The following is a 26,272-nucleotide window of genomic DNA, read 5'->3' on the forward strand; positions in this document are numbered from 1 at the left end:
CGGGCGGAGACCGCGGTAATCCGCCGATCCGGGCCCCTCGTACGGGGGCGTCGCGCGCGCGCGTTGCGAGCGTGCCGCGCCCGGAAATATTTTGCCGGGCGGCAAGCGTTTTAACACCGCGTTTACCCTTCTTGCCGCATGTGCAGGCCGTCCTTGGGGGATAACCATGCGTTCGATTTTTCCTTCCGCTGCGGTGTCGCAGCGTAAATACGCGCTCGTGTCGGGGCTTCGCGCCCAGGGGTTCGGCGTGGGTTCGTTCGAGACGGGCCAGCCCGGCCCGGGCGACCTGTTCCTGATCGCCGAGGGCGAGGCGCCGCCGGCACCGGCGCGGACCGTCATCATCGGTGACGGCGACTCGCGGCACGTCATCCCGTCGCGCGACGGCAACCCGGCGCGAATCGCCTTCGGCCCGCAGGATGCGGCGGTCGGCAACGGCTTCGCCCGCGCGCTCGTCGCCGGTCCCGACATGCCGACCGCGGCCGACCCCGAATCGCTGGCGCTGCTCGCGCTGGCCGAGCGCGTCGCGCAGGCGGACATCACCGTCCTCATCAACGGACCCACCGGCACCGGCAAGGAAGTGCTGGCCCGCGCGATCCACAACAATTCGCCCCGCAAGGCCGGCCCGTTCATCGCGATCAACTGCGCCGCTCTGCCCGAGACGATGCTGGAAGCGCTGCTGTTCGGTCACCAGAAAGGCGCGTTCACCGGCGCCTCCTCGGGCGGCGAGGGCTTCTTTCGCGCGGCCGACGGCGGTACGATCCTGCTCGACGAGATCGCCGAGATGCCGCTCCAGCTCCAGGCCAAGCTGCTTCGCGTGCTGCAGGAGCGCGAGGTGGTGCCGATCGGCGCATCGGTGCCGCAGAAGATCGACGTCCGCGTCATCGCCTGCGCCAACCGCGATCTGCAGGGCGAAGTCGCCGCCGGCCGCTTCCGCGCCGATCTCTATTACCGCCTCTCGGTCTTTCCGCTGTCGACCAAGCCGCTCGCCGAGCGCGTGCAGGACATCCCCGCGCTCGCCGCGACGATGATCCTGCGCCATGCCGGCACGCGCGCGCTGGTGCCGTGGCCGACCGCCGATGCGGTCGAGCTGCTGATGCGCCACGACTGGCCCGGCAACGTCCGCGAGCTGGAAAACGTCATCCAGCGCGCGCTGCTGTTCGCCGGCGGCGACACGATCGAGGCGAGCCACATCGTCTTCGACCGGCCGATCAGCTTCACTTTCCACCGCGATCCCGCGCCGGTGACGCAGCTGTTTCCGTCCGCCGCACCGGCCGAGCCCGCGGCGCCGGCGCCCGTCACCCTCGGCAACGTCGTCCAGATGAGCGAATTCCAGGCGATCCGCGAGATGCTGGCGGCCTGCGGCGGCAGCCGCATCGAAACCGCGCGCCGCCTCGGCATCTCCGAGCGCACGTTGCGCTACCGCCTCGCCAAGGCACGCGAACAGGGTGAGGATCTCGCCCGTCCGTACGGCGCCGATACCGCCTGGGCCGTCTCGGCATGAGCGCGATCGGCGGCGTCGGCGGCGCGATGAGCGTCGACCGCGTGATGCAGCTGCGCGCGCAGATCCTCGAGCGCAACCAGGCGCTGAGCCGGGCGAGCGCGCCGGAGACGGCCGCGCCTGCGGGCGGAGCGACGAAGCCGACGAGCTTCGCCGACACGCTGCAGGATGCGCTGAAGGACGTCAACGCGACGCAGACCAAGGCGTCGGCGCTGTCCGAAAGCTACGAACGCGGTGAGACCGTCGACATCGCCAAGGTCATGCTGGCCCGCCAGCAGGCCTCGGTCGGCTTCGAGGCGACGCTGCAGGTCCGCAACAAATTGCTGTCCGCCTACAAGGACATCATGAGCATGCCGGTGTAATCGATGAGCACTGCACTCGCCACCACATCGCCCTCGGCCCTGCCCGAGAAGTTCGCCAACCCGCTGTTGCAGATCAAGGGCGTGCTCGCGCAGCCCGCGGTCCGCCGCAGCCTGCCGATGGCCATGCTCGTCGCGCTGGTCGCCGCCGCCGCGCTCGCATGGATGACGCTGTCGACGCCGACGCAGAAGACGCTGTTCACCGGCCTGACCGATGCCGACAAGCAGGCCGTGACCTCCGCGCTGACGCAGGCGAACATCAGCAGCCATATCGACGACGGCACCGGTGCGCTGACCGTCGACGAGGACCAGTTCAGCAAGGCGCGGATGCTGCTCGCCGGCCAGGGCCTGCCCAAGCAGGCGCCCGGCGGCTATGCCATCCTCGACCAGCTGCCGATGGGCGTCAGCCGCGCGGTCGAGGGCGAACGCCTGCGGCAGGCGCGCGAGACCGAGCTTGCCCGCTCGATCGAGGATATCGACGCGGTCGCCGAGGCGCGCGTGCATCTCGCCACGCCCGAGGCGTCGGTGTTCGTGCGCGACAACGCCTCGCCCTCCGCCTCGGTCGTCGTCAAGTTGCAGGGCGGCCGTGCGCTCAGCCAGGCGCAGGTCCAGTCGATCATCAACCTCGTCGCCAGTTCGGTGCCGGGGATGAAACCCGAGAGCGTGACGATCGTCGACCAGATGGGGGCGTTGCTGTCGAAGCCCGGTGCCGGCGGTGCCGATGCCTCCGGCGATGCCCGGCTCGAGATGCAGCGCAAGACCGAGGACAAGGTGCGCCAGCAGCTCGTCCAGCTGCTGACGCCGCTGGTCGGTGCCGGCAACTTCACCGCCGAGGTGCAGGCCGACATCAACCTCGACGAGACGCAGGCGACGCGCGAAAGCTACGAGAAGCAGGGCGCCTTGCGTGCCGAGACCGGCAATTGGGTCGGCAATCAGGCCGGTGGTCCGGCGACGCCCGGCGGCATCCCCGGCGCGCTGTCGAACACCCCGCCGCCAGCCAGCCAGCTGCAGACGCCGCAGGCCGCCAACGGCGCCAGCGGTGCGCCCGCCGCCGAGCCGACGCCGGTCGCCGGTGGCCCCGCGCCCAATCCCAACAAGCAGAGCGACAGCTTCCAGCGCGCCTATGACCTCGGTAAGGAAGTGTCGGTGACGCACCAGACGCCGGGTTCGGTCAAGCGCCTGTCGGTCGCGGTGCTGCTGCGCGATCCCGACAAGTCGCGCCGGACCGCGATGGAGATCGGCCAGATCACCGATCTGGTGAAGAGCGCGGTCGGCTTCGACCAGGCGCGGCAGGATCAGGTGACGGTCATCAGCCGCAAGTTCGCCGATGCCGCCGGCGATGCGGACGGCCCGGCCTGGTACGACAATGCGTGGCTGCCGGTGCTCGCCCGCAACGCGACCGCGATTGTCATCGCGCTGCTGGTGCTGCTGCTCGGCGTGCGGCCGCTGGCCAAGGGCCTGATGAAGAAGCGCGAGGAGGCGACCGAGCCGTCGGCGACGGCGCTCGCCGGTCCGGCGGGCAGCCCGGCGGCGGATGGCATCACCGTGCATGAATCGGTCAGCCTCGACCGGCTGGAGGCGACGCAGACGGTCGACGACCGGATCGGCGCGGTCCGCGGCTTCACCCGCGACAATCCTGCCCGCGCCGCGCTCGCGATCCGCGACATGATCAAGGCGGACGCCAAGTGAACGCGGTCACCACCCCGATCGTCGCCGCACGCACCTATACCGGCGTCGAACGCGCCGCGGTGCTGATGATGCTGGTCGGCGAGGAAGAGGCCGCCGCCATCCTGCAAAAGCTCGACCCCGAGGAAGTGCGCCAGCTCGGCTCGGCGATGTTCGCGGTCGCCGACGTTTCCGAACAGGAGATGGAGGACGTGCTCGACGATTTCGTCGGCAAGGCGCGCGAACGGACCGGCATCACCTTCGAACCGCGGCCGCGGATCGAGGCGGTGATGAACCGTGCGCTCGGCCCCGAAAAGGCGGAGAGCGTGCTCGCCCGGATCACCCCGCCGGAAGCGGCGTGCGAGCTCGAGATCCTCGACTGGCTCGAGGCCGGCGAGATCGCGCAGATGATCGAGAAGGAGCATCCGCAGATCGCCGCGGTGATGATCGCCAACCTCGACCCCACGGTCGGCGGGCAGGTGCTCGAATTGCTGCCCGACGCGGTGCAGCCCGATATCCTCCACCGCATCGCGCGGCTGGGGCCGATCAACCCCGATGCGGTCGAGACGCTGAAGGCGGTGCTCGCCAACCGGCGCGGCGGCGGATCGTCCGCCAACGGCCTGACGCTGGGCGGCACGCGCGAGGCGGCGAAGATCCTGCAGGGCGCGCGCAAGGCGACGGAGCAGCGGGTGATGCCCAAGCTGTTCAAGATCGACAAGGACGTCGCCAAGGCGATCGAGGAGGCGATGTTCGTCTTCGACAATCTGCTGGACATGGACGACAAGAATCTCGGCACGCTCATCCGCAACGTCGATGGCGACATCCTGTCGCGCGCGCTCAAGGGCGTCGACGAGACGGCGCGGGGCCGGTTCCTCGGCTGCATGTCGGCGCGCGCCGCCGACGGCATCCGCGACGAGATGGAGGCGCGCGGGCCGATGAAGCTCGCCGAGGTGCTGGAGGCGCAGAAGGCGATGATCGGTATCGCCCGCAACCTCGCCAAGGACGGCACGATCGTGATGGGCGCGAGCGACGACGATTATGTCTGAGTTCGTCGCAGGGTTCGCCGCCCGTCACGATACCGCCGCCAACCTGCTCCAGGCGGCGTTCGCCCCGCCCGCCGGCTTCACGCCGCGCGACATGTGGGCGACGCTGGAACGCGCGATGGGCGGCGAGCGCGAGGAGGCTCGCAGCCGTCCCGCGTCCGCCGGCGGCCCGAAGCATTTCAGCCCTGCCGATCCGGGGGGCGAGAAGCCGACCCACGGCTGGGATCCGCTCGACACGCAGGTGGAGCCGACCGGCTTCATCGATCCGGTCGAGACCGCGCATGCGGCGGGCTATGCCGAGGGACTGGCGGCGGCGGCCGCGGCGGCGCGCGAGAGCGGCGACCGCGACCGGGCGCTGCTCACCGAACTGACCGCGGCGCTCGCCAACGGCCACCAGCTCGACCGCGACCGGATCGCCGGCCAGCTGCGCCAGACGGTGCTGCTGCTGGTCGGCCGGCTGGTCGGCGAATGCGGGGTCGCACCCGCGGTGCTCAACGGCCGGATCGAGGTCGCGGCCGAAATGCTCGCCGACGCCAGCGAATCGGCGCTGCTGCGGCTGCATCCCGACGACCTGCCGCTGGTCGACGGATCGCTGCCCAAGTCGATCTTCGCCGCCGGCGATGCGTCGCTGTCGCGCGGCAGCTTCGTGCTGGAAAGCGCCTCGACCCTGGTCGAGGACGGGCCGGAGCTGTGGCTCGGCCAGCTCGCCGAGGCGATCGACCGCGTGCCGGTGCCGCCGATGGAGGCGCGCTAATGCTCAACCGGTTCACCGCGGATTATCTGGAGACGCTGGGCGTCGCCGATTTCCACCCGACGCCCAAGGTGTCGGGGCGCCTGTCCTCCTATGACGGACTGTTGATGGAGGCCGTCGGCCTGTCGCTGCCGGTGGGGACGATCTGCGAGATCGGCGAACCGAGTGCGAAGGTCGAGGCGGAGGTGATCGGCTTTCGCAACGGGCGGACGCTGCTGATGAATCTCGGCGGTCCCGCCGCGCTGCTGCCGCGCGCGCCGGTCCGCCCCGTCGGCCCGCCGGGTGAGGCGGAGGTGGGGGCCGCGCTGCTCGGTCGCGTCGTCGACGGCGCGGGCAAGCCGATCGACGGGCTCGGCCCGATCCGCGGCGCGCAGACCTGGCCGCTCGCCGGCAAGCTGCAATCGCCGCTCGACCGCGGTCGTGTGCTCCAGCCGATGGACGTCGGCGTGCGCGCGATCAACGGGCTGCTGACGATCGGGCAGGGCCAGCGCGTCGGCATCATGGCGGGATCGGGCGTCGGCAAGTCGGTGCTGCTCGGCATGATGGTGCGCGCGGCGCAGGCGGACGTGATCGTCATCGGCCTGATCGGCGAGCGCAGCCGCGAGGTCGCCGACTTCCTCGAGACAAAGGTCGCCGGCGAGGCGCGCCAACGCGCGGTCGTCGTCGCGGTGCCCGCCAACCACAGTCCCGTGCTGCGCATCCGCGGCGCATTGCGCGCCACCGCGATCGCCGAAGCCTTTCGCAACGAAGGCAAGAAGGTGCTGCTCATCATGGACAGCCTGACCCGCGTCGCGCACGCTGGCCGCGAGATCGGGCTGGCGCTGGGCGAACCGGCATCGGCGCGCGGCTATCCGCCGTCGGCGATCGCGATGCTGCCCAATCTGATCGAACGCGCCGGCACCGACGTGCGCACCGGCGGGTCGATCACCGCGATCTATACGGTGCTCGCCGACGGCGACGACGGCAACGATCCCGTGGTCGATTCGGCGCGCTCGATCCTCGACGGGCATATCGTGCTCAACCGCCATCTGGCCGAGCGCGGCGTCTATCCGGCGATCGACATCGGTCCCTCGGTCAGCCGCGTGATGACCGATATCGCGCATCCCGACCACGTCCATGCCGCGCGCGTGCTGCGCCGCCACCTCGCGACCTACGAGGAGAATCGCGATCTGGTGCTGATGGGCGCCTATCGCCCCGGTGCGGATCCGGCGATCGACGCCGCGATCGCCGCGCATCCGGCGGTGATGGAATATATCAAGCAGGGCAGCGACGAGAACGTTTCGCTGGGCGATGCGATCGCCGAACTGACCGGCGTGTTCGGTGCCTGACGCCAGGAAGCTCGCGCGCATCCACCGCGTGCGTACGCTGCAGCTGGGGCTGACCCGCGCCGAAGAGGTGCGGGCGCACGAGAAGTTCGCGAGCGAGACGACGCTCGCCAACCGGATCCAAGCGCTCGCCGAAGCGGTGTCGCCGACGCCCGCCAGCATGGCGAGCGCCGCGACGCTGGGCGCGCAGGCGCATTTCCGCGAACGGCTCCACCAATCCTCCGCAGCCGCGCAGATGCGCGTCCAGTCGGCCGAGATGTTTGTCAACCGCGCCGCCGAGGCGACCCGCTCCGCCAAGCGCGACCAGAGCGCGATCGAGAAGCTGCTCGAGCGCGCGCGCCGCGCCGCACTCGTCAAGGAGATGCGCGCGATGGAGGATACGCCGCCCGTGTCCCCGCTGAAGGCAAAACGGCACGATCCTTGCTGATCGTCGCGGGACACCTTCGTTCCTGACGAGACCCGCCCCATGATAACCGCCGCCTCTGCCATCGCCCCGACCGTCCCCGGCCAGCCGGCCAAGGGCGGATCGCCGGCCGCTGGCGACCTGTTCGCGCTGTCGATGCTGGCGGTCGGGGCGGGGGAGGGCGCCATGGCCGAGGCCGGCGACGCGCTGGCCCGGCAACCCCTTGCCGCCCCCGGCATCGCGCTGCCGACCGTCGCCGCGCCGGCGATCGATCCGGCGCTCGCCTGGCTGTCGGCGGTCGATATCCCGATTCCCACACCGCTGGAGGTGCCGCCCGCCCTGGCGAAGGTCGTGACGGTTCCTGCGCCGCTCGTGTCCGCGCCCGTCCTGCGGCGCGGGACGGCGGTGGCGGCATTGGCGGTGGCGACGGCCGCGCCTGTCGCCGCAGCGGCAGTGCGACCCACGCCGGTGCCGTCGGCGGACGGGGTGCAGCCGGATGCGGTCGTTGCCGCAGAGCCGGTGACGCCGGTGCCGGTTCCTTCGCGCGTGGCTGCGCCGATGGTGGCGGAGGACGGTGTTGCACAGGATGTCGCGATCGTCCGCGATCCGTCCCGGCCGGTGGTGCCGTCCGCCGTTGCGGACCCGTCCGGCGCGGCGGAGGTCGATGGACGGGTGACACCGGCGATCGGCGGCGAGCCGGTGCCTTCGACGGCGCCGGTGATCGCGGAGGCATCGGTCGAAACGCGGCCGGATCCGGCGCCTGTGCGGGACCTGTCGATGGCGCCGACCACTTCGGGGGACGTGCCGGCGCCGCCGATGGCCGATGCGCCGGAGGTTCCGGGCAGGCCTGCCGTGCGTCCGGAGGTTCCGGCGGACCCTGTCCGGCCGATGGTCGATGATGCGGCCTTGCCCGTGCCGGTCGTGGACGAGGTTGCGCCGTCGCGCGCGCCCGTTGTGGCCGATGCCGACCGGGACGTTCCTGCGCCGATGATGCGCGACGTGGCTGCCGGCAAAGCGACCGCCCCGCGCAAGGTCGCGGGAGACGCACTCGCTCCGCAGCCGGCCGGCCGGTCGGTCGTGGAGCCGCTGCAGGCTGATTCGCCGGCGGTGGAATCGGACGAGGACGATGTGCGGGATGCGGCAGAGGTCGTGCCGCTCGTCCAGCCCGATCCCGGAGCGGCGATCCTTGCGCTCGTTCCACATCCCGTCGCACTGCCGATCGATCGCCCCGTAGCGCCCGCCGCGCCAGTCCGCGCGGCGCCGGATGCTGTCGACGCGGCGCCGGTGGTCGGGATCGCGGCGTCGCGGGCTCCGGTGGCGACGGTGGTGCCCGAGGGCGTGTCGGTCGACGCCTTGCCGCCATCGCTCGCCACGGCCGTTCCGGCCGAAGGTGCCACGCCGCGCGCCGATCCCGAGATGCGGGGTGCGCAGGACGCTTCAGTGTCTGCTCAGCCGGACACCGCGGGCAGGGCCCGTGAGCGCACGCCGGTCCGGTCCGATTCTGCCGCGGCGGCCATCGCTTGGCCGCCTGCTGTGCCGACAAGGGTTGCCGATGATGCGCAGCCGGCTGCGGTATCGACGGCGCCACAAGCCATGGTCGAGCCCGCAGCGATGCCGATCGCGCGCGAGGCGTCGAAGACCCGGGTGTCGCGTCCGTCGCAGGTTGGGGCCGACGTTGCCGCTGCACCGGTCGCCGCGCCGCCGCGCTCCGATACGCGCGCCGCTGCTCCGCAAGCCATTGTCCGCACGGCGCCGCCGCTTCCGGTCGCTCCGATACGCCCGCGCGCGCAGCGATCTGCCGCGGCGGCCGATACCGGTGCCGCGCCGGTCAGCGCGCCGAACGCTACGCCGGCTGTGCCGACCGCGCCCGCCCCGGTTCGGGCCGAGGCCGTCGTCGCGCCCGCGTCGGCGCCCGTGACGCCGATCGTGACGCCCGTCATCGCCGTCGCGGCGCCGGTGTCGGTCGCGACCGCGCCCATGGTCGATGCGCCGGCGACGGTCGCGCCTGCGGTGGCGGACGTCGCGACGTCGCCGGTCGAGCCGCGGCCGACGTTCATGCGCGAGGTATCGGGCAACGCCCGCCAGACCGTCGCGCTGCGTCCGCAGGCCGCTGCACCGGTGCAGCCGGTAGCGGGAACGACCGCGCCGGCGGCGCAGGTGTTCGGTGCCGCGATGCATGCCGCCGCGGGCACCGAGGATCGGGTACGTGCCGAGCCGGTCGATCCGGCGATCACCGCCACGGCGGTGGCGGCGCCGGTGCGCGAGGTGGCGGCGGTCGCCGATGCCGGCGCGCCGACGCTCGACATGCGCCAGAGCGGCTGGCCGACGCATATGGTCGATCACATCGAGGCGCTGCGCGATGCCGCCAACGCCAACGATACGCGCATCCGCCTCGTCCCCGATGCGCTCGGCGCGATCGCCATCGCGGTGCGGACGGTGGGCGATGCGATCCACGTCCGCTTCGCCGCGGAGGATCCGGTCACCCGCACGATGATCGAGGACGCGCAGCCGCGCCTCGCCGAGATCGCGCAGGAGCGCGGGCTGAAGATCGGCCAGACGATCGTAGAGCCCGCCCCCGCCGCCGGCCAGGCGAATGCCGGCCAGTCGGGCAGCGGCCAGTCGGGCCAGCCGTCCACCGGCCAGTCGCCCGCGGGCAACGGCCAGCAGCAGCCCTCCGCCCAGGCGCAGGCGCAGGCGGGCCAGCAGCAGCCGCGCCAGCAGCCGCAGCAGCAGGCCGCCACCGGCCGCCAGCCGGCCGCGGCTGCCCGCGCTTCCACCCCCGATAAAGATGCGGCGGCCAACGGCCGTATCGCCTGATGTCAACTGAGGATCCACGACGATGAGCGACAAACCCGAAGACGCCGGCCCCAAGAAGAAGGGCGGCAAGATGAAGATCATCATCATGGTGGTGGCGCTGCTGGTGCTGGTCGGCGGCGGCGTCGGTGCCGGCGTCTATGCGGCGAGCAGCGGCCTGATCGGCGGCGGCCACGCCGCGGCACCCGAGGACCACGGCCCCAAGCTGGTGCCGAAGTCCGAACAGAAGCGCGCGGCCGCGGGCGGCGAGGGCGAGGGCGGCCATGGTGGCGGCGAATCGGCCGGCAGCGGCGGCAAGCACGTGCCATCGGGCGGGGACGGCGATAAATTCGCCTCCAATTACTACACGATGGACCCGCAGTTCACCTCGAACCTCCAGGATTCGGTCCATGTCGTCCAGGTCGGCATCGCGGTGTCGACGCCCTATGACGACACGGTCATCGAAAACATGAAGACCAACGACATCGCCGTCCGTTCGGCGGTGCTGCTGGCGCTGGGCGATACGCCCGAGGAGCAGGTGTTCACCTCCGCCGGCAAATTGCAGATGCAGCAGCGGCTGACGAAGGCAATCAACGCCGTTCTCGAGCAAAAAGAGGGATTCGGCGGCATTAGTAACGTCTACTTTACCAATTTCGTTGTTCAGTGAGGTCATGGTTAACGCCGAGGCAACCTCTGATCGACGGACGCGGGATCGCCAGCCCGCCGCGCATGCGGTGGGGCTCGGTGCGACCAAGCTCAATCCGTTCGGCGACCTGCACACGCTGCAGCATCTGTCCGCGCGCCTCGCGCGGTCGCTGCGCGGTGTGTTCGAGCCGTTGCTGCGGCGCGAGGTGCGCGCCTGGGCCGAACCGCTCGTCGTCCAGCGCTTCGGTGACTATCGCTCGGAGAAGGGCGACCTGCTGACCGCCTGGCTGCCGATGACGATGTCGCCGCAGGGCGCCAGCGCATTGTGCGTCCTCGACGGCGTCTTCGTGCTGCGGCTGCTCGACCTGTTCTTCGGTGGCAACGGCGCGACGCCGCTGCTGATGCCGACCGAATTCTCGCCCGCGGCGGATGCGATGGTGACCAAGATCGGCCAGACGCTCGCCGGCCCGCTGCGCACCGCCTGGGAGCCGCTGGCGCGAATCGACTTCACCCCGACGCATGTCGAATCGAACGCGGCGATGCTGGCGGCCGATACCGACGATGCGATGATCGTCACCCGCTTCGGTATCGCCGCCGGCGACGACGCCCCGGTGTTCGTCGACCTGATCTATCCGGTCACCGCGCTCAAGCCGCATGCGCCGACGCTGACCGGCAAGGTGCTCGACAAGCAGGAGGCGGACCCCGCCTGGCGCACGTCGCTGACCCGCGCCGCGATGAACGTCCGCTTCCCGATCCGCTCGGTGCTCGCCGAACCGGTGGTGCCGCTGGCGCTGCTGATGAACCTGAAGGCGGGCGACGTGATCCCGATCAGCTTCGACGCGCAGGTGCCGGTGATGGTCGGCAACGACTGCCTCGGCCGCGGTACCGTCGGCACCTCCAACGGCCATGCCGCCGTCCGCCTTACCTCCCTTGCCCGATTCGACGACGAAGGACCTGACGCATGAACGACATGACCGGCGGCTTCCCGCTAGATGCCGGAGTGGCCGCCAATTTCCGGCTGCTGCAGGATGTCGACGTCAAGCTGACGGTCGAGATCGGCTCGACCTCGCTGACGCTGCGCGAACTGCTCGCGCTCGGCGAATCGAGCGTCATCGAGCTGGATCGCCAGGCGAACGAGCTGCTCGACGTGTTCGTCAACGGCACGCTGATCGGCCGCGGCGAGGTGGTGACGGTCGGCGATCGCTTCGGCGTGCGCATGACCGAGCTGGTCACCCCCGACAAGTCCGCCGGCCGGAACTGAGGCGCGATATGCTCTGGTCCTATATCCTCAAGCTCGTCATCCTGCTGCCGCTGGTCTGCGGCCTGATGATCGGCTGCCTCTATGCCTGGCGGAAGCTGGAGACGCGGATGCCCGGCGGCAAGCCGACCAACCGCCTGATCGCGGTCAAGGAAACCATGATGATCTCGCCCGGCCTGCGCCTCGCGGTGCTCGACTTCGAAGGCAAGCGGCTGCTCGTCTCGGTCGGGCGTGGCGGCGTCAACCTGATCGACAAGGTGGACCAGTGACACCGACGATCACGCGGCGCGGCCACGGCCCCGCCCTGTTCAAGCCCGCGCGCCGTGCGCCCGCCGTGTCGACGCGCGGCTACAAATGGGTGTGGGCGATCCTCGCCATCGCGCTCGCGCTGCTGGTCGCGATGCCCGCCTTCGCGCAGGTCGCACCCGCGGCGGCACCGGCGGCGGCGCCCGCACCGGGCGTCGGCGATGCGGTGGATCGCGCGCTCGGCCAGCTGAGCGCGGGCGCGGCATCGGGCGGCGGCGCGCAATCGGCGCCGCTGTCGCTGTCGCTGCAGGTGCTCATCATCATGGGCCTGCTGACGATCCTGCCGGGCATCCTGCTGATGATGACCAGCTTCACCCGGATCGTCATCGTGCTCGCGGTGCTGCGCCAGGCGCTGGGTTTGCAACAGACCCCGCCGAACCAGGTGCTGATCGGCCTCGCGCTGTTCCTGTCGCTGTTCATCATGGCGCCGACGATCAGCCAGATGAACAGTCAGGCGATCCAGCCCTATGCCGCCGGCCAGCTCGCCGGCACGCAGATGATCGAGCGCGCCGGTGCGCCGCTCCACGCCTTCATGGTCAAGCAGACGCGGATCAAGGACGTGACGATGTTCGCCGAGATGGCGAAGTCGGGCCCCTATGCCTCGTCCAACGACATTCCGTTCGCAGTATTGCTCCCCGCCTTCGTGACGTCGGAGCTCAAGACCGCGTTCCAGATCGGGTTCCTGATGTTCCTGCCGTTCATCGTCATCGACCTCGTCGTCGCGACGGTGCTGATGAGTCTCGGCATGGCGATGCTGTCGCCGACGATCATCTCGCTGCCGTTCAAGCTGCTCCTGTTCGTGCTGGTCGACGGTTGGGCGCTGACCATGGGCAGCCTCGCCAATTCGTTCGCGACCTGAGGATAGCGTCATGGATGCAGACTATTTCCTCACCGTCGCCAACCAGACGATGTGGGTGCTGGCGCTGGCCAGCGCGCCGATCCTGATCCCCGCGCTGCTCGCCGGCCTGATCCTCGGGATGATCCAGGCGGCGACGTCGATCAACGAGCAGACGCTGAGCTTCGTGCCGAAGCTGCTGGTCGTGGCGTTTTCGATCATGGTCTTCGGCAGCCTGATCCTCGGGTTGCTGACGGATTTCACGGTCGGTATGTTCGAGCGCATTCCGGATCTGGTGAAGTGAGGCGTCGCGCCAGCGCGGCTACGTCCGCGCGACCGGCGCAAGCCCGGCCGGCCTCGGCACTGCCGAGGTTCGACGACGCGGCTTTGCCGCGGCGCCCGCGCAGGAGCACGCAAGGTCCCGCCGCGGCAAAGCCGCGTCGATCGGGTTCGGCGCTGCCGACCCGTCGGCCGGGCTTGCCTGCGTGGCGCGCGGCGCGCGCGCTCTCGCAGGCTGCGCCATGCTAGGCTTCGGCCTCGCCATCGAACCCAGGCTGTGGGCGCTGATCTTCGTCATGGTGCGGATCGGGGCGGCGTTCATCGTCGCGCCGGTGTTCGGCGCGGTATCGATCCCGTTGCCGGTGCGCATCGGCCTGTCCGGCGCGATCGGCATCTTCGTGCTCGCCGTCCACCCGATCGTGCCGCCCGCGCAGATCTTCGCGGTCGCGACCTTTCTCGCGATCTTCGCCGAGGCGCTGGTCGGCGCGGCGATCGGCTTCATCCTCCAGATCGCCTTCGCTGCGCCGATGATCGCGTCGGAGATCATCGGCGGGTCGATGGGGATCGGCTTCGCCTCGTCGATCGATCCGCAGAACGGCCGGTCGTCGCCGGCGCTCGGTCAGTTCTTCACGATCATGCTGACGCTGCTGTTCCTGTCAGTCGACGGCCACCTGATCCTCGTCGAACTGCTGGTGAAGAGCTATGAGACGATGCCGCCCGGCACCTGGATCGCGCCCGACCGGCTGAAGCAGATCGCCTTCTTCGGCGGCTATGCCTTTCTCGCCGGGTTGCTGCTGGCGCTGCCGGTCGGCTTCCTGCTGCTCTGCCTCAACCTGATCGTCGGCATGGTCAGTCGCGCCGCGCCCGCGCTCAACCTGTTCTCGGTCGGCCTGCCCGCCAGCCTCGCGGTCGGGGTGATCGCGCTCGCCGTCGCCTTTCCGGCGATGGGCGATTACATGCTCGTCATCGTCCGCGAAGGCCTGTCGGCCACGCAAAGCCTGGTGGGCCGCTGATGTCGGAAGGTGGCGACAAGACAGAAGCCCCGACACCCAAGCGCAAGGAAAAGGCCGCCGAAGACGGCAATATCCTCAAGTCCAAGGATCTTGCGACGGCGCTGGTGGTGATGGCGGGGGTGGCGTGGCTGATCTTCGCCGGCCCGTCGCTGATCGCGGCGTGCAAGGCGGTGATGGCCGCCAGCTTCCAGTTCGACCGCGGCGACGTCGAGGATTTCTCGCCGTGGCGGCCGTTGCAGGAGGCCGGCACCAAGCTGTTGCCCTCGCTCATCACGCTGTTCGCGGTCAGCGTCGTCGCGACGATCGTCAGCTCGGCCGGGCTCGGATCGCTGACCTGGAACAACAAGTTGATCGCGTTCAAGGGGAACCGGATCAATCCCGCGTCCGGCCTGAAGCGCATCATCGGCCCGCAGGGGTGGATCGAGCTCGGCAAGTCGCTGCTCAAGGTGATCCTGCTCGGCGTGATCGGCGGCTATATGCTGTGGAAATCGAGCCGCACCACCCTCGGCCTGTCCTCGTCCAGCCTCGGCGATGCGGTGGCGGCGCTGGGCGGCACCTTTACCGGGATCATGATCGCGATGGCGGGCGGGCTGTTCGCGATCGCGTTGTTCGACGTGCCGATCCAGATCGTCCAGCTGCTGTCCAAGCTGCGCATGACCAAGCAGGAGGTGCGCGACGAGCATAAGGAGACCGAGGGTTCGCCCGAGGCCAAGGGCCACCAGCGTGCGATGCAGCGGGCGATGGCGACCGGCGGGGTGCGCAAGGCAGTGGCGGAGGCGCATGTCGTGCTGACCAACCCGACGCATTTCGCGGTGGCGCTGCGCTACGATCGCGGCAAGGATCAGGTGCCGGTGGTGGTCGCCAAGGGCCGCGGCGCGACGGCGCTGGCGATCCGCGAGGTGGCGGGCGAGGCGCGGGTGCCGATCCTCGAATATCCGATGCTCGCCCGCGCGGTCTATTATACCAGCCGCGAGGGGCAGGAGGTGCGCGACGACCTGTACGTGGCGATCGCCACCGTGCTCGCCTTCGTCTTCAACCTCAACGCCGCCGCGGGCGGCACCGGCCAGCCGCCGATCGAGGTTCCGGAGAGCGCGCGGTTCGACGAACACGGCATCAGGATCGAGCGGAAATCCCCTTAAAGCCGCCCGGTTGCGGTCGTTAACAGTGATGAAGCGCGGAGTTCGAGTGATGGCCACTACCACAGCAACGACGAGCACCCCGACGCCGACCCCCACGGCCGCGACCTCGACCGCGGGCGTCACCAAGAGCACCGCGCAGAGCATCCTCACCTCGCTCAATGCCGGGTCGGGGATCGACACCGACACGCTGGTCAACAAGCTGGTGCAGGCGCAGTTCGCCGCCAAGAATGCCGCGATCACCGCCCGCAATACCAAGCTCACCGCGCAGATCTCGGCGACCACGACGCTCAAGAACACGATCAGCCAGTTTTCGACCGCGCTGGCCAGCCTGGCCGGCGGCGGCACGGTGCAGACCCAGCCGGTCAGCTCGAACGCGAGCGCCCTGTCGGTCACTGCGATCAGCGGCGCGAAGGTCGGCAATCTCGCCTCGACGATCACGATCGACGCGCTCGCGTCGGCGCAGGGCGCCCGCTTCGCCGCGGTGGCGAACCGGACCGATCCGATCGCCACCGGCACGCTGACGCTGACGCTCGGCACCGGCACCTACAACGCCGCCGGCACCGCGATGACCGGTTTCACCGCGGGCAGCGCCGCCGCGGTATCGATCGAGGTCACCGACGGCAGCCTCGACGGCATCGCCAGCGCGATCAACGCGGCCAAGTCCGGCGTCACCGCCAGCGTCATCACCGATCAGGACGGCAAGGCCGTGCTGTCGCTGAAGGGGACGAGCGGGTCGACGCAGGCGTTCACGCTCAAGGCCGATACGCCGGGCAGCGCGCTCGAACAGTTCAACGTCGGTATCGGCACCGGCACGCTGACCGGCACCGCCGCCAATGCGCAGCTGACCGTCGATGGCGTCAGCGTCCAGCGCAGCAGCAACACGATCACCGACCTCGTCCCCGGCGTGCGGTTGCAGCTCGGCGCGGTGACGACCACCCCGGTGTCGCTGACCAGCACGCGACCGACGACCGCCCTGTCGCAGGCGATGGGTGATTTCGTCGATACCTTCAACCAGGTCTATGCCTCCGCCAAGGCGCAGACCGACCCGGTGACCGGCGACCTGAAGACGGACCCGGCGGCCAAGGCGCTGCTGCGCTCGCTGTCGGGCCTGACCACCCGGACGCTGACGTCGGGCGGCAGCGCCGGCGCGCCGACGACGCTGGCGCAGATCGGCATCTCGACCAATCGCGACGGCACGCTGGCGGTCGATACCGCCGCGCTGAACCGGGCGATGGCGGCCTATCCCGACGAGGTGGAGGCGATGTTCGCGACCACCGCCGGCAACGCGCTGGGGCTGAGCAGCACGATCACCGGCATTTCGATCTCCGCCTCCAGCAGCAGCACCGGGCTGGGCGCGTCGGTGACCCGCTACAGCAAGGCGCAGACCGACCTGGCCGCAGAACAGGAGAAGATCACCAACGATTCCGTGGCGATGACGACGCGGATGACGCAGCAATATTCGAGCATGAACAGCAAGGTCACCGCCTACAAGGCGACGCAGACCTTCCTCGATAACCAGATCAAGGCGTGGAACAAGAACAGCTGATGGCCTACGCAACGCTCCTTTCCGGCGATCCCTACGCCACGTACCGCCAGATCGACGTCGTCGGCCGCACCGCCGAGGCGCAGGGTCCGGGCCTCGTCCAGCTGCTCTACGAGGAACTGGTGTCGGCGTTGCGCGCCGCCGCCTGGGCGGTCGAGAACAACCAGCTGCGCACCAAGAGCGAACGCGTCACGCGCGCGACCGCGATCCTTTTCGCGCTCGAATCGGGCCTTGATTTCGAACGCGGCGGCGAGGTGTCGCAGACGCTCGCGCGGCTGTACGGCGGCATCCGCCGGACGATCGTCGAAGCATCGATCGGCACCGATCCGCGTCCGTTCCGCGCCGCGGCGAGCAGCCTCAGCGAGATCGCCGAGGCATGGCGCACCGCCCGCGCGGCCTGACCCGTCCGCCCCGAACCGGGGCGGGGCGCTATTTCTGGAACCAGTGCCGCCGGGCGAAATAGCCGACGACCAGCACTGCGATGGCGATGCACAACCCCATGATCGCATCGAACGCCCATGGCTCCTGCGCATAGGGCAGATCGGCGACGTTCATCCCGTACAGGCCGGTGATGAAGGTCAGCGGCAGGAACACCATCGCCGCGATCGAGATCGCCAGCGAGCGGCTGTCGATCTGTTCGCTGCGCAGGTCGGTCAGCGCCTCGTGCATCAGCGAGGCACGCTCGCGGATCGATTCGAGCTCCTCGGCCATGCGCGCCGCCCGGTCGGCGGCGGCGGCGAGGTGGCGGCGATCGTCCTCCGCCAGCCACGCGCCGGGCAAGGTCGCGAGCTTTTCCAGCGCCGCGCGTTGCGGCGCGAGGAAGCGGCGATAGCCGATCGCGGCGACGCGCACCCTGGTGACCGACCGACGCAGGTCGAAGACGCGGTTGGCGTCGAGCCGCTCCTCGCAATCGTCCAGTTCGTCGCCAAGGTCGGCGACGTGCGGATCGAGGTCGCTGGTGATCGCGGTCGACACCGCGGCGATGAAATCGCCGGGATCGACGATCTCGCCCTTCGCCATCTGTTTCTCGACCTCGGCGATGCCGATCAGCGGCCGCCGCGTCACCGAATAGACGCGGCCCTTGATCGCCCAGATCCGCACCGAGGCGAGCGGATCGCCGGACGACATCTCCTCCGACGAGCGGCCGCGCAGGTTGAGCAGCGCGCCCGCCTCGAACGCCTCGCAGCGCGGCCGCGTCTCGGTCGCGGTGAGCGCGTCGACGACATAATCGTCGAGCTTCGCGGCGTTGCGCAGCCATTCCTGCGCCTGTTCCTCGTTGGTGTTGAGATGCACCCAGACGAAATCGGCGGTGCAGGCCAGCGCCTCCTTCACCGCGACGCGCATCGCCTTGCCGCCGACCACCCGGTAGCCGAAACCGCTCATGCCATATCCAGTTCGACGGTCAGCCCGTCCTGCGGCGCCAGCCCTTCGTGCCACGGCTGGCGCATCGCATCGGCGCGGGCGCGGTCGAGGATGGCGGCAGGGACGCCGGGATGGTGCAGCACGCGATCGGCGTTGGCGAGGCTGCGCGCCTGCCGCAAGGTGAGGTCGTCGGGATCGGCGGAGGTCAGCCGGATGCGGACATGCCCCGCCTCGCGCCGTTGATCGCTTGCCAGCCAACCGCCGACGTCCGCGCCATCGCCGAGGGGATCGAGCGGTCCCCCTGCCGCCAGCGCCGCGCCCAATGCCCGCCGCCGCGCACCGCCGTCGGGATAGCGCCGCCGCAACGCCGGTCGTGCCGCCTGCAACCGTTCGGCGAGCGTGCCGAGGCTGGCGGGCAGCAAGGCCTCGAGCCGCTGGCGCAGCGCTGCCGCCAGTCCCGCCGAGACGCCACCGGTGCCGATCGCGAGCAGGACGGGCGCGCGATCGATGATCGCCGGCGTGGTGAAGTCGCAATGGTCGGGCCGGTCGACCGCATTGACCAGGATCCCGCGCGCCTTCAGCCGTGCCACCGCCGCCAGTGCCTCGCCCTCGTCGTCGATCGCGACGATCGCCAGCGTGGCCTCGTCGTCCTCGCCGACGATCGTCGCACCGGCACGTTCGAGCAGCCGCCGCTTGGCGTCGGCGGGTTCGCCCTCGCCAAGCAGGATCACCGGGCGGCCCGCCAGCCGCACGAACAGCGGCAGGCTGTGCAGCGTCACCGGTTCAGCCACTCCGGCACGCGCTCGGCGGCGAGGATCGTCTCGGGTACGATGCGGTCGGCGACCACCGCGAACCGGTCGCCGTCGACCAGCACCTCCGGCACCAGCGCGCGGCTGTTGTAGGTCGAGGCCATCGTCGCGCCATAGGCGCCCGCGGTGCGGAACACGGCAAGGTCGCCGCTCTTCACCGCGTCGATCTCGCGCCCCATCGCGAAGGTGTCGCCGCTCTCGCACACCGGGCCGGCGATATTGGCGGTCATCCGCTCGCTGGTCTGCGTCACCGCGTCGAAATCGTGCCACGCATCGTAGAGCGCGGGCCGCGCGAGGTCGTTCATCGCCGCATCGACGATGACATAGGGGTTGGTGACGCCGGGCTTGACCCAGATCACCTCGGTCAGCAGCACGCCCGCATTGCCGGCGATGACGCGGCCGGGTTCGAACATCAGCTCGACGTCCCAGCCTGCGGTCGCGCGTGCGACCATCGCGCCATAGTCCGCCGGGCTCGGCAGCACGTCGCCCTGACGATAGGGCACGCCGAGGCCGCCACCCAGATCGACGCGGCTGATCGTGTGACCGCGCGCGCGCAGCTCCGCGACCAGTTGCCCGATGCGGCGATACGCCTCCTCCAGCCGCGACAGATCGGCGAGCTGGCTGCCGATGTGGCAGGCGACGCCACGCAGATCCAGCCCGTCGAGCGGTGCCAACCGGTCGAACATGCCCGGCGCCTGGTCGATCGGCACGCCGAACTTGTTCTCGGCGCGCCCGGTCGAAATCTTGGCATGCGTGCCGGCGTCGACGTCGGGATTCACGCGCAGCGTGGCGGGCGCGACCTTGCCCTTGGCATGCGCGATCTGCGCGAGGACGACGCCCTCTTCCTCCAGCTCAAGATTGAATTGGCCGATGCCCTCGTCGATCCCGCGCGCGAGCTCGCCGCGGGTCTTGCCGACGCCCGAAAAGACGATGTCCGCCGCCGGGATGCCCGCCGCCAGCGCACGCGCCATCTCTCCGCCCGAGACGACGTCGGCGCCATAGCCCTCGTCGGCGAGCACGCGCAGCACCGCGACGTTGGGATTGGCCTTGATCGCATAGGCGAGGTGGACGCGGCCGACGTCCTTCAGCCCGTCGCGGAACACCTGCGCATGGCGGCGAAAGGTCGCGGTCGAATAGACATAGACCGGCGTTCCCACCTCTGCGGCGATGCGGGTGAGCGGCACATCCTCGCAATGGAGCACGCCGTCGCGGTAATCGAAATGGTTCATCGGGCCTGATTCTGACTGGGCATCAATTGGGCGGCAGGTCGAATTCGTCGCTGCGGCGCTGTTCGGAGCTCTTGAGAAGCTCGTCGCTGCGCTGCGGACGCTGCTGCGTGGTCGGGGTGAGCAATTGCTCGGGGGTGGGCGTCGCCTTGGCGCCATAAGGCGCGGGCGGCAGCGATGCGCCCTCGGCCGGCTGCAGTTCCTTGGCGGCGCCGCAGCCGGCGAGCGCCAGCGCGAGCAGGGGGATCAGGCGTTTCATCGCAGGCTCTCCCGTGCGGCGGCGATCGCGGCGCGCACATTGGCGGGCGCGGTGCCGCCGAAGCTGGTGCGGCTGGCAACCGAGGCGTCGACCGACAGCACGTCGTACAGGCTCTCGTTCACCCGCGGATCGATCGCCTGGAATTCCGCATAGGCCAGCTGGTCGAGCCGCACGCCCAGTTCCTCGGCACGTTTCACCGCGCGGCCGGTCACGTGATGCGCCTCGCGGAACGGCAGCCCCGCCTCGCGCACCAGCCAGTCGGCGAAATCGGTCGCGGTGGCGAACCCGCTTTCGGCAAGGCCGCGCATCCGGTCGGTGCGGAACGTCGCGCTCGCGATCATGCCGGTCATCGCCGCGATCGACAGGCTGAGCAGGTCGTGCGCCTCGAACACCGGCGGCTTGTCGTCCTGCATGTCCTTCGAATAGGCGAGCGGCAGGCCCTTCATCGTCACCATCAGCGCGGTCTGGCAGCCCATGATCCGCCCGGCATGGCCGCGAACCAGCTCGGCGGCGTCGGGGTTGCGCTTCTGCGGCATGATCGAGCTGCCGGTCGACCATTGGTCCGACAGGGCAACGAAGCCGAACGGCTGCGACGCCCACAGCACGAATTCCTCCGCCAGGCGCGACAGGTGGAGCGACGTCTGCGTCGCGCAGGTCAGGTAATCGATCGCGAAGTCGCGGTCGCTCACCGCATCGAGGCTGTTGCGCGTCGGCCCGTCGAAGCCGAGCGCCTGCGCGGTCATGGTGCGATCGAGCGGGAAGCTGGTCCCCGCCAGCGCCGCCGATCCGAGCGGGCACAGGTTCATCCGGCTGCGCGCATCGCGGAAGCGCGAGATGTCGCGTGCGATCATCTCGACATAGGCCATCAGGTGATGGCCGAGGGTCACCGGCTGTGCCGATTGCAGATGGGTGAAGCCCGGCATCACCGCATCGGCATGCTGCTCGGCGCGGGTCAGCAGCGCGTCGGTCAGCCCGGCGAGCGCGGCGAGCACCTCGTCGATGGCATCGCGCACCCAGAGGCGGAAATCGGTCGCGACCTGATCGTTGCGGCTACGCGCGGTGTGTAGCCGGCCGGCGACCGGGCCGATCGCCTGCGCCAGCTTCGCCTCGGTCTGCATGTGGATGTCTTCGAGGGCGAGATCCTCGGCGACGCCGTTCGCGGCATAATCGGCGGCGACGGCATCGAGCCCGGCGTCGATCGCGGCAGCATCCGCGGGCGAGACGATGCCCTGCTGCGCCAGCATCGCGACATGCGCCTTCGATCCGGCAATATCCTGCCGCCACATGCGCTTGTCGAACGGAATCGAGGCGTTAATCTCACGCATCACCGCCGCCGGGCCTTCGGCAAACCTGCCGCCCCACATCGAATTGGAACCGCTCATGTCCTCAGGCCTGTCCTCGCGCGTCGCGATCGTCTGTCTCCTGGCGCTCACCGCCGCCGGCTGCGATAGGCAAAGCGCCGCCCCCGAGCAAGCCAACGTCGTGCAGGCGAACGTCGCGCAGGCCGATGCCGCGACGGCATCGCCCGACGAGGCGAGCGGCTCGTCCTCCACCGCCATGGTCGGCGTCGATCGCAGCCACAAGGGCGAGGCGGCACCGACGACCGCGTTCAAGGACGCCGCCGGCAAGCCGACCACGCTCGCCGCCTTCCGCGGCAAGCCGGTGCTGGTGAACCTGTGGGCGACCTGGTGCGGCCCCTGCGTCGCCGAACTGCCGACGCTGGAGGCGCTGGCGAAGGGCGGTCGCGTGCGGGTTGCGGCGATCAGCCAGGATACCGGTGCCGCCGCCAAGGTGCCGGGTTTCCTCAAGGAGCATGGCGCGCCGTCGCTGACGCCCTATCTCGACAACAGGATGGCGCTGTCGCTCGGCTGGAACGCGAACCTGCCGACGACGATCCTGTTCGATGCGGCGGGCAAGGAGGTGTGGCGCTGGAACGGCGGCAATGACTGGAACGGTGCCGCCGCGGCGAAACTGATCGCCGAGGCGGCCTAACCCAGCTCGACGTCCGCCACCGTCACCACCCGGGCGATCTGCGGCAGGATCTGCTGAATCGCGAAATCGTGCAGCGCTGCCGAGCGCGAGGTGCAGGCATCCTCAACGATCACGACGTCATAGGACAATTCCCACGCGGTCCGCGCGGTCGATTCGACGCCGAAGTTCGTCGCGATCCCGGCGATCACCACGGTCGTCACGCCGCGGCGGCGCAATTGCAGGTCGAGGTCGGTGCCGGTGAAGGCGCCCCAATGCCGCTTGAGCACGACGGTGTCGCCGTCCGCCTGCAGGCCATCGACCAGTTCGCTGAACGTCGGCGGCGTGCCGTCCGCCGGCAGGCGCGGCTGGTCGACGTTACGGCTCGGCATCGTCGCGGGAGTGAAGCCGACATGGACCAGCATCACCGGCGCGCCCGCCGCCCGGAACCGCGCCGCGAGCGTCTTGCCCGCCGCGACCACCGCCTCGGCGCCGTGCGGTCCCTTGTCGCCGGCGACGATACCGCGTTGCAGGTCGATGAGGATGAGGGCGGTGGAGCGGGGATCGAGCGGGGTCATGCCGCGCTCAACCGGTCGCCGGCGGCTCCGTTCCGTCGCCCCGCGGCACCCAGATCGCCGAACGGTCGTCGCCATAGGCGTCCGCGTGCCCGGTCAGCGCGGTGACGCCGACCCAGGCGCAGACGATCGCGTCCAGCATATCCTCGTGCGCCTTGCGCGCGACACCGGTCGCCGGTTCGGCCAGCGTGGGCAACTGATCCGCCACGCCGTCGAGCCGCGTCGCCAGCAGCGCCGCGATCCGCTGCCATTGGTCGGCGAGCAGCGACCGCCGCACCGCGATCGATTCGCCCGGCCAGTATCGGGCGCTGTTGCCCGCCTTGTACGGCAGGCGCCGTGCCGCCTTCGCCAGCACGACCAGCGCGGGATGCGGATAGACCTCGATCAGCCCGCCACCGCGCGCGTTACTGGTTTGCAGCGGATAGCCCGCCGCGGCGAAGCCTGCGCGAAGATCGTCGCTGAGTGGTCCCGGTCGTGCGACGCTCGGCGAATGAGTCGAGCAATGCCGCGCGCCGAATGCGCGTGCGATGGCGTTGTCCGATACCCGTCGCCCGGTGATCGGGTCCAGCGACAGCGGCATGTCGATCGCGACCAGCCCGACCGGCGCGCCCGCCAGCCGCTGCGACGCGTCGAGCAATGCGGCGACGTCCGGCGGCGCGCCGGTCGGCACCGCATCGAGCCGCTCGCCCCGTGCCAGCGCGAGGAAATGTGGGTAGGACGGCGCCACTGCACGCAGGCACCAGCGGCCGGCCTGCTGCACGACCAGGGCGACGCCGCTAGGCTTGCCTGTCGTCCACGCGGCATCGATGCCGAGCACGACCTGGGGACACCGACGATGGGGGATGCTCATAGCGAGCGGCTGGTAAGTGGATGCCCGACAAGGACTCGAACCTTGATTGACGGAGTCAGAGTCCGCTCTCTTACCATTAGAGGATCGGGCAACGAGGAGGCGCGTTTAGGGGGCGCCGGCTGGCCTGTCAACACGGCAAACGCGCCTCCGCTTGTCGCACGCCTCCACCCGCGCTACCTAGGGGGCAAGCACCGATCGGGTATCGTCCCGTGAGGCAGACAGAATAGAGAGTTACCACGGCTATGGGGGACGGTTCCGCCCGAATGCCGTACCGGCAGGATGTCCCTGCCCGTCCGGCGCCAGGCCGGCCGCAGCGCGGCCGCTGGTCCGATGCGCAGGCGTTCGCGGCGCTCGATCTCGGCACCAACAATTGCCGGCTGCTGATCGCCCGGCCGCAGGGCGACGGCTTTGCGGTCATCGACGCCTTTTCGCGGATCGTGCGGCTGGGCGAGGGGCTCGCCGCCACCGGCCGGCTGAGCGATGCCGCGATCGAGCGCACGATCGCGGCGTTGCGCGTCTGCTCGGACAAGTTGAAGCGCCGCAACGTCACGCTGGCGCGCTCGGTGGCGACCGAGGCATGCCGCCGCGCCGCCAATGGCCCCGAATTCATCGCGCGCGCGCTGGCCGAAACCGGCATCCACCTCGACATCATCTCGGCCGAGGAGGAGGCGCGGCTGGCGGTGCTCGGCTGCCATGCGCTGATCGAGCCGGGCGACGACCCCGCGCTGGTCTTCGACATCGGCGGCGGATCGACCGAACTGGTGCTGATCGACACGACGCGCGGCGCGATGCCGCGGGTGCTGGACTGGCATTCGGCGCCCTGGGGCGTGGTGTCGCTGACCGAACATGCCGGCGGCGGCGATAACGTGCTGGGGGGCGAGGCCGCCCGGCTGGCAGCCTATGAGCGGATGCGCGGGATCGTCGCGGACAGTTTCGCCGGTTTCGCCGCCCGCCTGCCGAAGAAGGTCATGCGGCCGCGGCTGCTCGGCACCAGCGGTACGGTGACGACGCTCGGCAGCGTGCATCTCGGCCTCAGCCATTACGACCGCGCGCAGGTCGACGGGCTGATCGTGCCGTCCGCGGCGATGCGGCGGATCAGCGAAGACCTGTCGCGCAAGTCGGTACGCGAACGCGCGCAGCTCGCCTGCATCGGCTCCGAACGGGCCGATCTGGTCGTCGCCGGCTGCGCGATCCTCGAAACGATCCTCGATTTGTGGCCCGCCGAGCGGCTCGGTATCGCCGACCGCGGCATCCGCGAGGGCATATTGCGACGCCTGATGGGCAGTCCGCGACCGTGACCCCGACCGTTACAAGGAACAGAGTATGAGTCGCGACGGTGGTGGCCTGCGAACGCGGGTGAAGACGGCGCGCGGGCGCACCGCGCAATCGACGCGCTGGCTCGAACGCCAGCTCAACGACCCCTATGTCAAACGGGCCAAGGCGGAGGGCTATCGCAGCCGTGCCGCGTACAAGCTGATCGAGCTCGACGAACGGTTCGGCATCATCCGCGGATCGCGGCGCGTCGTCGACCTCGGCATCGCGCCAGGCGGCTGGAGTCAGGTGATCCGGCGACAGGCGCCCAAGGCGACCGTGGTCGGCATCGACCTGTTGCCGGTCGATCCGATCGACGGGGTCACCATCTTCCAGATGGACTTCATGGACGATGCCGCGCCCGACCGGCTGATGGAGGCGCTGGGTGGCGCACCCGATCTGGTGCTGTCGGACATGGCGGCGAACACCGTCGGCCACCCGCAGACCGACGCGCTGCGGACAATGGCGCTGGTCGAGACCGCGCTGGCGTTCGCGGTCGACGTGCTCGACAAGGGCGGATCGTTCGTCGCCAAGGTCTTCGCCGGCGGTGCCGATTCGCAGCTGATCGCGGAGATGAAGCGCAACTTCAAGACGGTGAAGCACGCCAAGCCGCCATCGAGCCGCAAGGGTTCGGTCGAATGGTTCGTGGTGGCGCAGGGGTTTAAGGGCAGGTCAGCGGAGCAGCAGGGCTGATCCGCGTCGCGGACCTGCCCCGGCCAGCGGACCGAATGTCCGACTGACGACGCGGCTTCGCCGCGGCGCGCCTGGCCCCCTCCGTCGTCCCCGCGCAGGCGGGAATCCGGAAGCACTGACGCCGATTCCGGAAGGTCGAGGCCGGCGCGTCTGGATCCCCGCCTGCGCGGGGATGACGCATTCGGGGATACCTATCGCCTAACTACCGCCGACGGGGCGATACCGCGCCGTCAGCCCGCTGGCCGCGGATCGGGCCCGCTGCTCCGCCGACCGATCCCGCAAACGCAAACGACGCGGCAAAGCCGCGTCGTCAGTCGGGCCTCACGCCCGCTGGCCGTAGACCGGCCCGAGATTCGGATCAGCT

Annotated in this window: 28 protein-coding genes and 1 tRNA gene; 21 read left to right on the forward strand and 8 right to left on the reverse strand. The window is 70.1% G+C overall.

Going from position 1 to position 26,272, the window contains the following annotated elements:
* The first annotated feature begins 166 nt into the window (after positions 1-166).
* The 18 genes from AC1RTO_RS14315 (at position 167) to fliS (ending at position 17,256) form a co-directional block, all read left to right on the forward strand.
* On the forward strand, positions 167-1,501 hold the full coding sequence (locus AC1RTO_RS14315; protein ID WP_493161476.1) for a sigma-54 interaction domain-containing protein: 1,335 nt from the start codon (positions 167-169) through the stop codon (positions 1,499-1,501).
* On the forward strand, positions 1,498-1,860 hold the full coding sequence (gene fliE / locus AC1RTO_RS14320; protein ID WP_293875904.1) for a flagellar hook-basal body complex protein FliE: 363 nt from the start codon (positions 1,498-1,500) through the stop codon (positions 1,858-1,860). Before AC1RTO_RS14315 ends, fliE begins: the two co-directional genes overlap by 4 nt.
* A 3-nt stretch (positions 1,861-1,863) precedes the next feature.
* Positions 1,864-3,546 carry a flagellar basal-body MS-ring/collar protein FliF gene (fliF, locus tag AC1RTO_RS14325; RefSeq protein ID WP_493161477.1) on the forward strand — a complete coding sequence of 561 codons (1,683 nt, stop codon included), beginning with the start codon at positions 1,864-1,866 and terminating at the stop codon, positions 3,544-3,546.
* Complete coding sequence (fliG, locus tag AC1RTO_RS14330) at positions 3,543-4,568, forward strand: flagellar motor switch protein FliG (RefSeq protein ID WP_493161478.1); 1,026 nt, start codon at positions 3,543-3,545, stop codon at positions 4,566-4,568. Before fliF ends, fliG begins: the two co-directional genes overlap by 4 nt.
* Positions 4,561-5,319, forward strand: coding sequence for a FliH/SctL family protein (locus AC1RTO_RS14335; protein ID WP_493161479.1), 759 nt, complete (start codon positions 4,561-4,563; stop codon positions 5,317-5,319). Before fliG ends, AC1RTO_RS14335 begins: the two co-directional genes overlap by 8 nt.
* The gene (locus AC1RTO_RS14340) at positions 5,319-6,644 is read left to right on the forward strand and encodes a FliI/YscN family ATPase (RefSeq protein ID WP_493161480.1); all 1,326 of its coding nucleotides are present in this window, start codon (positions 5,319-5,321) and stop codon (positions 6,642-6,644) included. The genes AC1RTO_RS14335 and AC1RTO_RS14340 overlap by 1 nt, the downstream gene beginning before the upstream one ends.
* Positions 6,637-7,068, forward strand: coding sequence for a hypothetical protein (locus AC1RTO_RS14345; RefSeq protein ID WP_493161481.1), 432 nt, complete (start codon positions 6,637-6,639; stop codon positions 7,066-7,068). The genes AC1RTO_RS14340 and AC1RTO_RS14345 overlap by 8 nt, the downstream gene beginning before the upstream one ends.
* Positions 7,069-7,107: 39 nt before the next feature.
* Positions 7,108-9,861 carry a flagellar hook-length control protein FliK gene (locus AC1RTO_RS14350; protein WP_493161482.1) on the forward strand — a complete coding sequence of 918 codons (2,754 nt, stop codon included), beginning with the start codon at positions 7,108-7,110 and terminating at the stop codon, positions 9,859-9,861.
* A gap of 22 nt (positions 9,862-9,883) precedes the next feature.
* The gene (locus AC1RTO_RS14355; RefSeq protein WP_493161483.1) at positions 9,884-10,504 is read left to right on the forward strand and encodes a flagellar basal body-associated FliL family protein; all 621 of its coding nucleotides are present in this window, start codon (positions 9,884-9,886) and stop codon (positions 10,502-10,504) included.
* Positions 10,505-10,508: 4 nt separating this feature from the next.
* Positions 10,509-11,447 (forward strand): flagellar motor switch protein FliM, encoded by a 939-nt coding sequence (locus AC1RTO_RS14360; protein ID WP_493161484.1) that lies wholly within the window; start codon positions 10,509-10,511, stop codon positions 11,445-11,447.
* Complete coding sequence (gene fliN, locus AC1RTO_RS14365) at positions 11,444-11,743, forward strand: flagellar motor switch protein FliN (RefSeq protein WP_293875895.1); 300 nt, start codon at positions 11,444-11,446, stop codon at positions 11,741-11,743. The genes AC1RTO_RS14360 and fliN overlap by 4 nt, the downstream gene beginning before the upstream one ends.
* Before the next feature lie 8 nt (positions 11,744-11,751).
* Entirely contained in the window at positions 11,752-12,009 is a 258-nt protein-coding gene (locus AC1RTO_RS14370) for a flagellar biosynthetic protein FliO (protein WP_163957265.1), read from the forward strand.
* Complete coding sequence (gene fliP / locus AC1RTO_RS14375; RefSeq protein WP_493161485.1) at positions 12,006-12,905, forward strand: flagellar type III secretion system pore protein FliP; 900 nt, start codon at positions 12,006-12,008, stop codon at positions 12,903-12,905. The genes AC1RTO_RS14370 and fliP overlap by 4 nt, the downstream gene beginning before the upstream one ends.
* A gap of 10 nt (positions 12,906-12,915) precedes the next feature.
* The gene (gene fliQ, locus AC1RTO_RS14380; protein WP_293875893.1) at positions 12,916-13,185 is read left to right on the forward strand and encodes a flagellar biosynthesis protein FliQ; all 270 of its coding nucleotides are present in this window, start codon (positions 12,916-12,918) and stop codon (positions 13,183-13,185) included.
* Positions 13,186-13,402: 217 nt separating this feature from the next.
* Complete coding sequence (gene fliR / locus AC1RTO_RS14385; protein ID WP_493161486.1) at positions 13,403-14,173, forward strand: flagellar biosynthetic protein FliR; 771 nt, start codon at positions 13,403-13,405, stop codon at positions 14,171-14,173.
* Positions 14,173-15,312 carry a flagellar type III secretion system protein FlhB gene (flhB, locus tag AC1RTO_RS14390; protein WP_493161487.1) on the forward strand — a complete coding sequence of 380 codons (1,140 nt, stop codon included), beginning with the start codon at positions 14,173-14,175 and terminating at the stop codon, positions 15,310-15,312. Before fliR ends, flhB begins: the two co-directional genes overlap by 1 nt.
* Before the next feature lie 49 nt (positions 15,313-15,361).
* On the forward strand, positions 15,362-16,858 hold the full coding sequence (gene fliD / locus AC1RTO_RS14395; protein ID WP_493161488.1) for a flagellar filament capping protein FliD: 1,497 nt from the start codon (positions 15,362-15,364) through the stop codon (positions 16,856-16,858).
* Complete coding sequence (fliS, locus tag AC1RTO_RS14400; RefSeq protein WP_493161489.1) at positions 16,858-17,256, forward strand: flagellar export chaperone FliS; 399 nt, start codon at positions 16,858-16,860, stop codon at positions 17,254-17,256. Before fliD ends, fliS begins: the two co-directional genes overlap by 1 nt.
* A gap of 28 nt (positions 17,257-17,284) precedes the next feature.
* Here the strand turns inward: fliS and AC1RTO_RS14405 are convergent, their stop codons facing one another.
* Genes AC1RTO_RS14405 through argH form a run of 5 tightly spaced genes read right to left on the reverse strand, consistent with a single transcriptional unit; the run spans position 17,285 to position 21,875 of the window.
* Complete coding sequence (locus tag AC1RTO_RS14405; RefSeq protein ID WP_493161490.1) at positions 17,285-18,238, reverse strand: zinc transporter ZntB; 954 nt, start codon at positions 18,236-18,238, stop codon at positions 17,285-17,287.
* Positions 18,235-18,996 carry a precorrin-2 dehydrogenase/sirohydrochlorin ferrochelatase family protein gene (locus AC1RTO_RS14410; protein ID WP_493161611.1) on the reverse strand — a complete coding sequence of 254 codons (762 nt, stop codon included), beginning with the start codon at positions 18,994-18,996 and terminating at the stop codon, positions 18,235-18,237. The genes AC1RTO_RS14405 and AC1RTO_RS14410 overlap by 4 nt, the downstream gene beginning before the upstream one ends.
* A complete protein-coding gene (gene lysA, locus AC1RTO_RS14415) occupies positions 18,993-20,255 on the reverse strand; it encodes a diaminopimelate decarboxylase (protein ID WP_493161491.1) in 1,263 nt (420 codons plus the stop codon). The genes AC1RTO_RS14410 and lysA overlap by 4 nt, the downstream gene beginning before the upstream one ends.
* 22 nt (positions 20,256-20,277) lie before the next feature.
* Positions 20,278-20,511 carry a hypothetical protein gene (locus tag AC1RTO_RS14420; protein WP_293875886.1) on the reverse strand — a complete coding sequence of 78 codons (234 nt, stop codon included), beginning with the start codon at positions 20,509-20,511 and terminating at the stop codon, positions 20,278-20,280.
* Positions 20,508-21,875 carry an argininosuccinate lyase gene (gene argH, locus AC1RTO_RS14425; protein ID WP_493161612.1) on the reverse strand — a complete coding sequence of 456 codons (1,368 nt, stop codon included), beginning with the start codon at positions 21,873-21,875 and terminating at the stop codon, positions 20,508-20,510. The genes AC1RTO_RS14420 and argH overlap by 4 nt, the downstream gene beginning before the upstream one ends.
* A gap of 16 nt (positions 21,876-21,891) precedes the next feature.
* Between argH and AC1RTO_RS14430 the strand changes: the two genes are divergently transcribed.
* The gene (locus tag AC1RTO_RS14430) at positions 21,892-22,503 is read left to right on the forward strand and encodes a TlpA family protein disulfide reductase (RefSeq protein ID WP_493161492.1); all 612 of its coding nucleotides are present in this window, start codon (positions 21,892-21,894) and stop codon (positions 22,501-22,503) included.
* On the opposite strand, the gene AC1RTO_RS14435 is transcribed toward AC1RTO_RS14430, so the two are convergent.
* The 3 genes from AC1RTO_RS14435 to AC1RTO_RS14445 form a co-directional block, all read right to left on the reverse strand.
* Entirely contained in the window at positions 22,500-23,057 is a 558-nt protein-coding gene (locus AC1RTO_RS14435; protein ID WP_493161493.1) for an isochorismatase family protein, read from the reverse strand. The genes AC1RTO_RS14430 and AC1RTO_RS14435 overlap by 4 nt on opposite strands.
* A gap of 7 nt (positions 23,058-23,064) precedes the next feature.
* On the reverse strand, positions 23,065-23,904 hold the full coding sequence (locus AC1RTO_RS14440) for a DUF429 domain-containing protein (RefSeq protein WP_493161494.1): 840 nt from the start codon (positions 23,902-23,904) through the stop codon (positions 23,065-23,067).
* Between the two features lie 17 nt (positions 23,905-23,921).
* Positions 23,922-23,995, reverse strand: a tRNA-Gln gene (locus AC1RTO_RS14445).
* Between the two features lie 172 nt (positions 23,996-24,167).
* Between AC1RTO_RS14445 and AC1RTO_RS14450 the strand changes: the two genes are divergently transcribed.
* Both AC1RTO_RS14450 and AC1RTO_RS14455 read left to right on the forward strand, forming a co-directional pair.
* Positions 24,168-25,202, forward strand: a complete 1,035-nt coding sequence (locus tag AC1RTO_RS14450; RefSeq protein ID WP_493161495.1) for a Ppx/GppA phosphatase family protein — start codon at positions 24,168-24,170, stop codon at positions 25,200-25,202.
* 25 nt (positions 25,203-25,227) lie between these two features.
* Positions 25,228-25,908 carry an RlmE family RNA methyltransferase gene (locus AC1RTO_RS14455; RefSeq protein ID WP_493161496.1) on the forward strand — a complete coding sequence of 227 codons (681 nt, stop codon included), beginning with the start codon at positions 25,228-25,230 and terminating at the stop codon, positions 25,906-25,908.
* Positions 25,909-26,272: the final 364 nt, after the last annotated feature.

It is taken from the genome of Sphingomonas sp. GW821-FHT10F09 (genome assembly GCF_058809195.1).

Bases quoted from the DNA above. Each gene is read 5' to 3' on its own strand.
- AC1RTO_RS14435 (WP_493161493.1), bottom strand. From the start codon at position 23,057: ATGACCCCGCTCGATCCCCGCTCCACCGCCCTCATCCTCATCGACCTG.
- fliF (WP_493161477.1), top strand. From the start codon at position 1,864: ATGAGCACTGCACTCGCCACCACATCGCCCTCGGCCCTGCCCGAGAAG.
- fliR (WP_493161486.1), top strand. From the start codon at position 13,403: ATGCTAGGCTTCGGCCTCGCCATCGAACCCAGGCTGTGGGCGCTGATC.
- AC1RTO_RS14420 (WP_293875886.1), bottom strand. From the start codon at position 20,511: ATGAAACGCCTGATCCCCCTGCTCGCGCTGGCGCTCGCCGGCTGCGGC.
- fliE (WP_293875904.1), top strand. From the start codon at position 1,498: ATGAGCGCGATCGGCGGCGTCGGCGGCGCGATGAGCGTCGACCGCGTG.
- AC1RTO_RS14355 (WP_493161483.1), top strand. From the start codon at position 9,884: ATGAGCGACAAACCCGAAGACGCCGGCCCCAAGAAGAAGGGCGGCAAG.
- AC1RTO_RS14450 (WP_493161495.1), top strand. From the start codon at position 24,168: ATGCCGTACCGGCAGGATGTCCCTGCCCGTCCGGCGCCAGGCCGGCCG.
- argH (WP_493161612.1), bottom strand. From the start codon at position 21,875: ATGTGGGGCGGCAGGTTTGCCGAAGGCCCGGCGGCGGTGATGCGTGAG.
- AC1RTO_RS14360 (WP_493161484.1), top strand. From the start codon at position 10,509: ATGGTTAACGCCGAGGCAACCTCTGATCGACGGACGCGGGATCGCCAG.
- AC1RTO_RS14340 (WP_493161480.1), top strand. From the start codon at position 5,319: ATGCTCAACCGGTTCACCGCGGATTATCTGGAGACGCTGGGCGTCGCC.
- AC1RTO_RS14370 (WP_163957265.1), top strand. From the start codon at position 11,752: ATGCTCTGGTCCTATATCCTCAAGCTCGTCATCCTGCTGCCGCTGGTC.
- AC1RTO_RS14315 (WP_493161476.1), top strand. From the start codon at position 167: ATGCGTTCGATTTTTCCTTCCGCTGCGGTGTCGCAGCGTAAATACGCG.
- AC1RTO_RS14430 (WP_493161492.1), top strand. From the start codon at position 21,892: ATGTCCTCAGGCCTGTCCTCGCGCGTCGCGATCGTCTGTCTCCTGGCG.
- fliD (WP_493161488.1), top strand. From the start codon at position 15,362: ATGGCCACTACCACAGCAACGACGAGCACCCCGACGCCGACCCCCACG.
- AC1RTO_RS14335 (WP_493161479.1), top strand. From the start codon at position 4,561: ATGTCTGAGTTCGTCGCAGGGTTCGCCGCCCGTCACGATACCGCCGCC.
- fliQ (WP_293875893.1), top strand. From the start codon at position 12,916: ATGGATGCAGACTATTTCCTCACCGTCGCCAACCAGACGATGTGGGTG.
- AC1RTO_RS14440 (WP_493161494.1), bottom strand. From the start codon at position 23,904: ATGAGCATCCCCCATCGTCGGTGTCCCCAGGTCGTGCTCGGCATCGAT.
- flhB (WP_493161487.1), top strand. From the start codon at position 14,173: ATGTCGGAAGGTGGCGACAAGACAGAAGCCCCGACACCCAAGCGCAAG.
- AC1RTO_RS14405 (WP_493161490.1), bottom strand. From the start codon at position 18,238: ATGAGCGGTTTCGGCTACCGGGTGGTCGGCGGCAAGGCGATGCGCGTC.
- AC1RTO_RS14350 (WP_493161482.1), top strand. From the start codon at position 7,108: ATGATAACCGCCGCCTCTGCCATCGCCCCGACCGTCCCCGGCCAGCCG.
- lysA (WP_493161491.1), bottom strand. From the start codon at position 20,255: ATGAACCATTTCGATTACCGCGACGGCGTGCTCCATTGCGAGGATGTG.
- AC1RTO_RS14455 (WP_493161496.1), top strand. From the start codon at position 25,228: ATGAGTCGCGACGGTGGTGGCCTGCGAACGCGGGTGAAGACGGCGCGC.
- fliS (WP_493161489.1), top strand. From the start codon at position 16,858: ATGGCCTACGCAACGCTCCTTTCCGGCGATCCCTACGCCACGTACCGC.
- fliN (WP_293875895.1), top strand. From the start codon at position 11,444: ATGAACGACATGACCGGCGGCTTCCCGCTAGATGCCGGAGTGGCCGCC.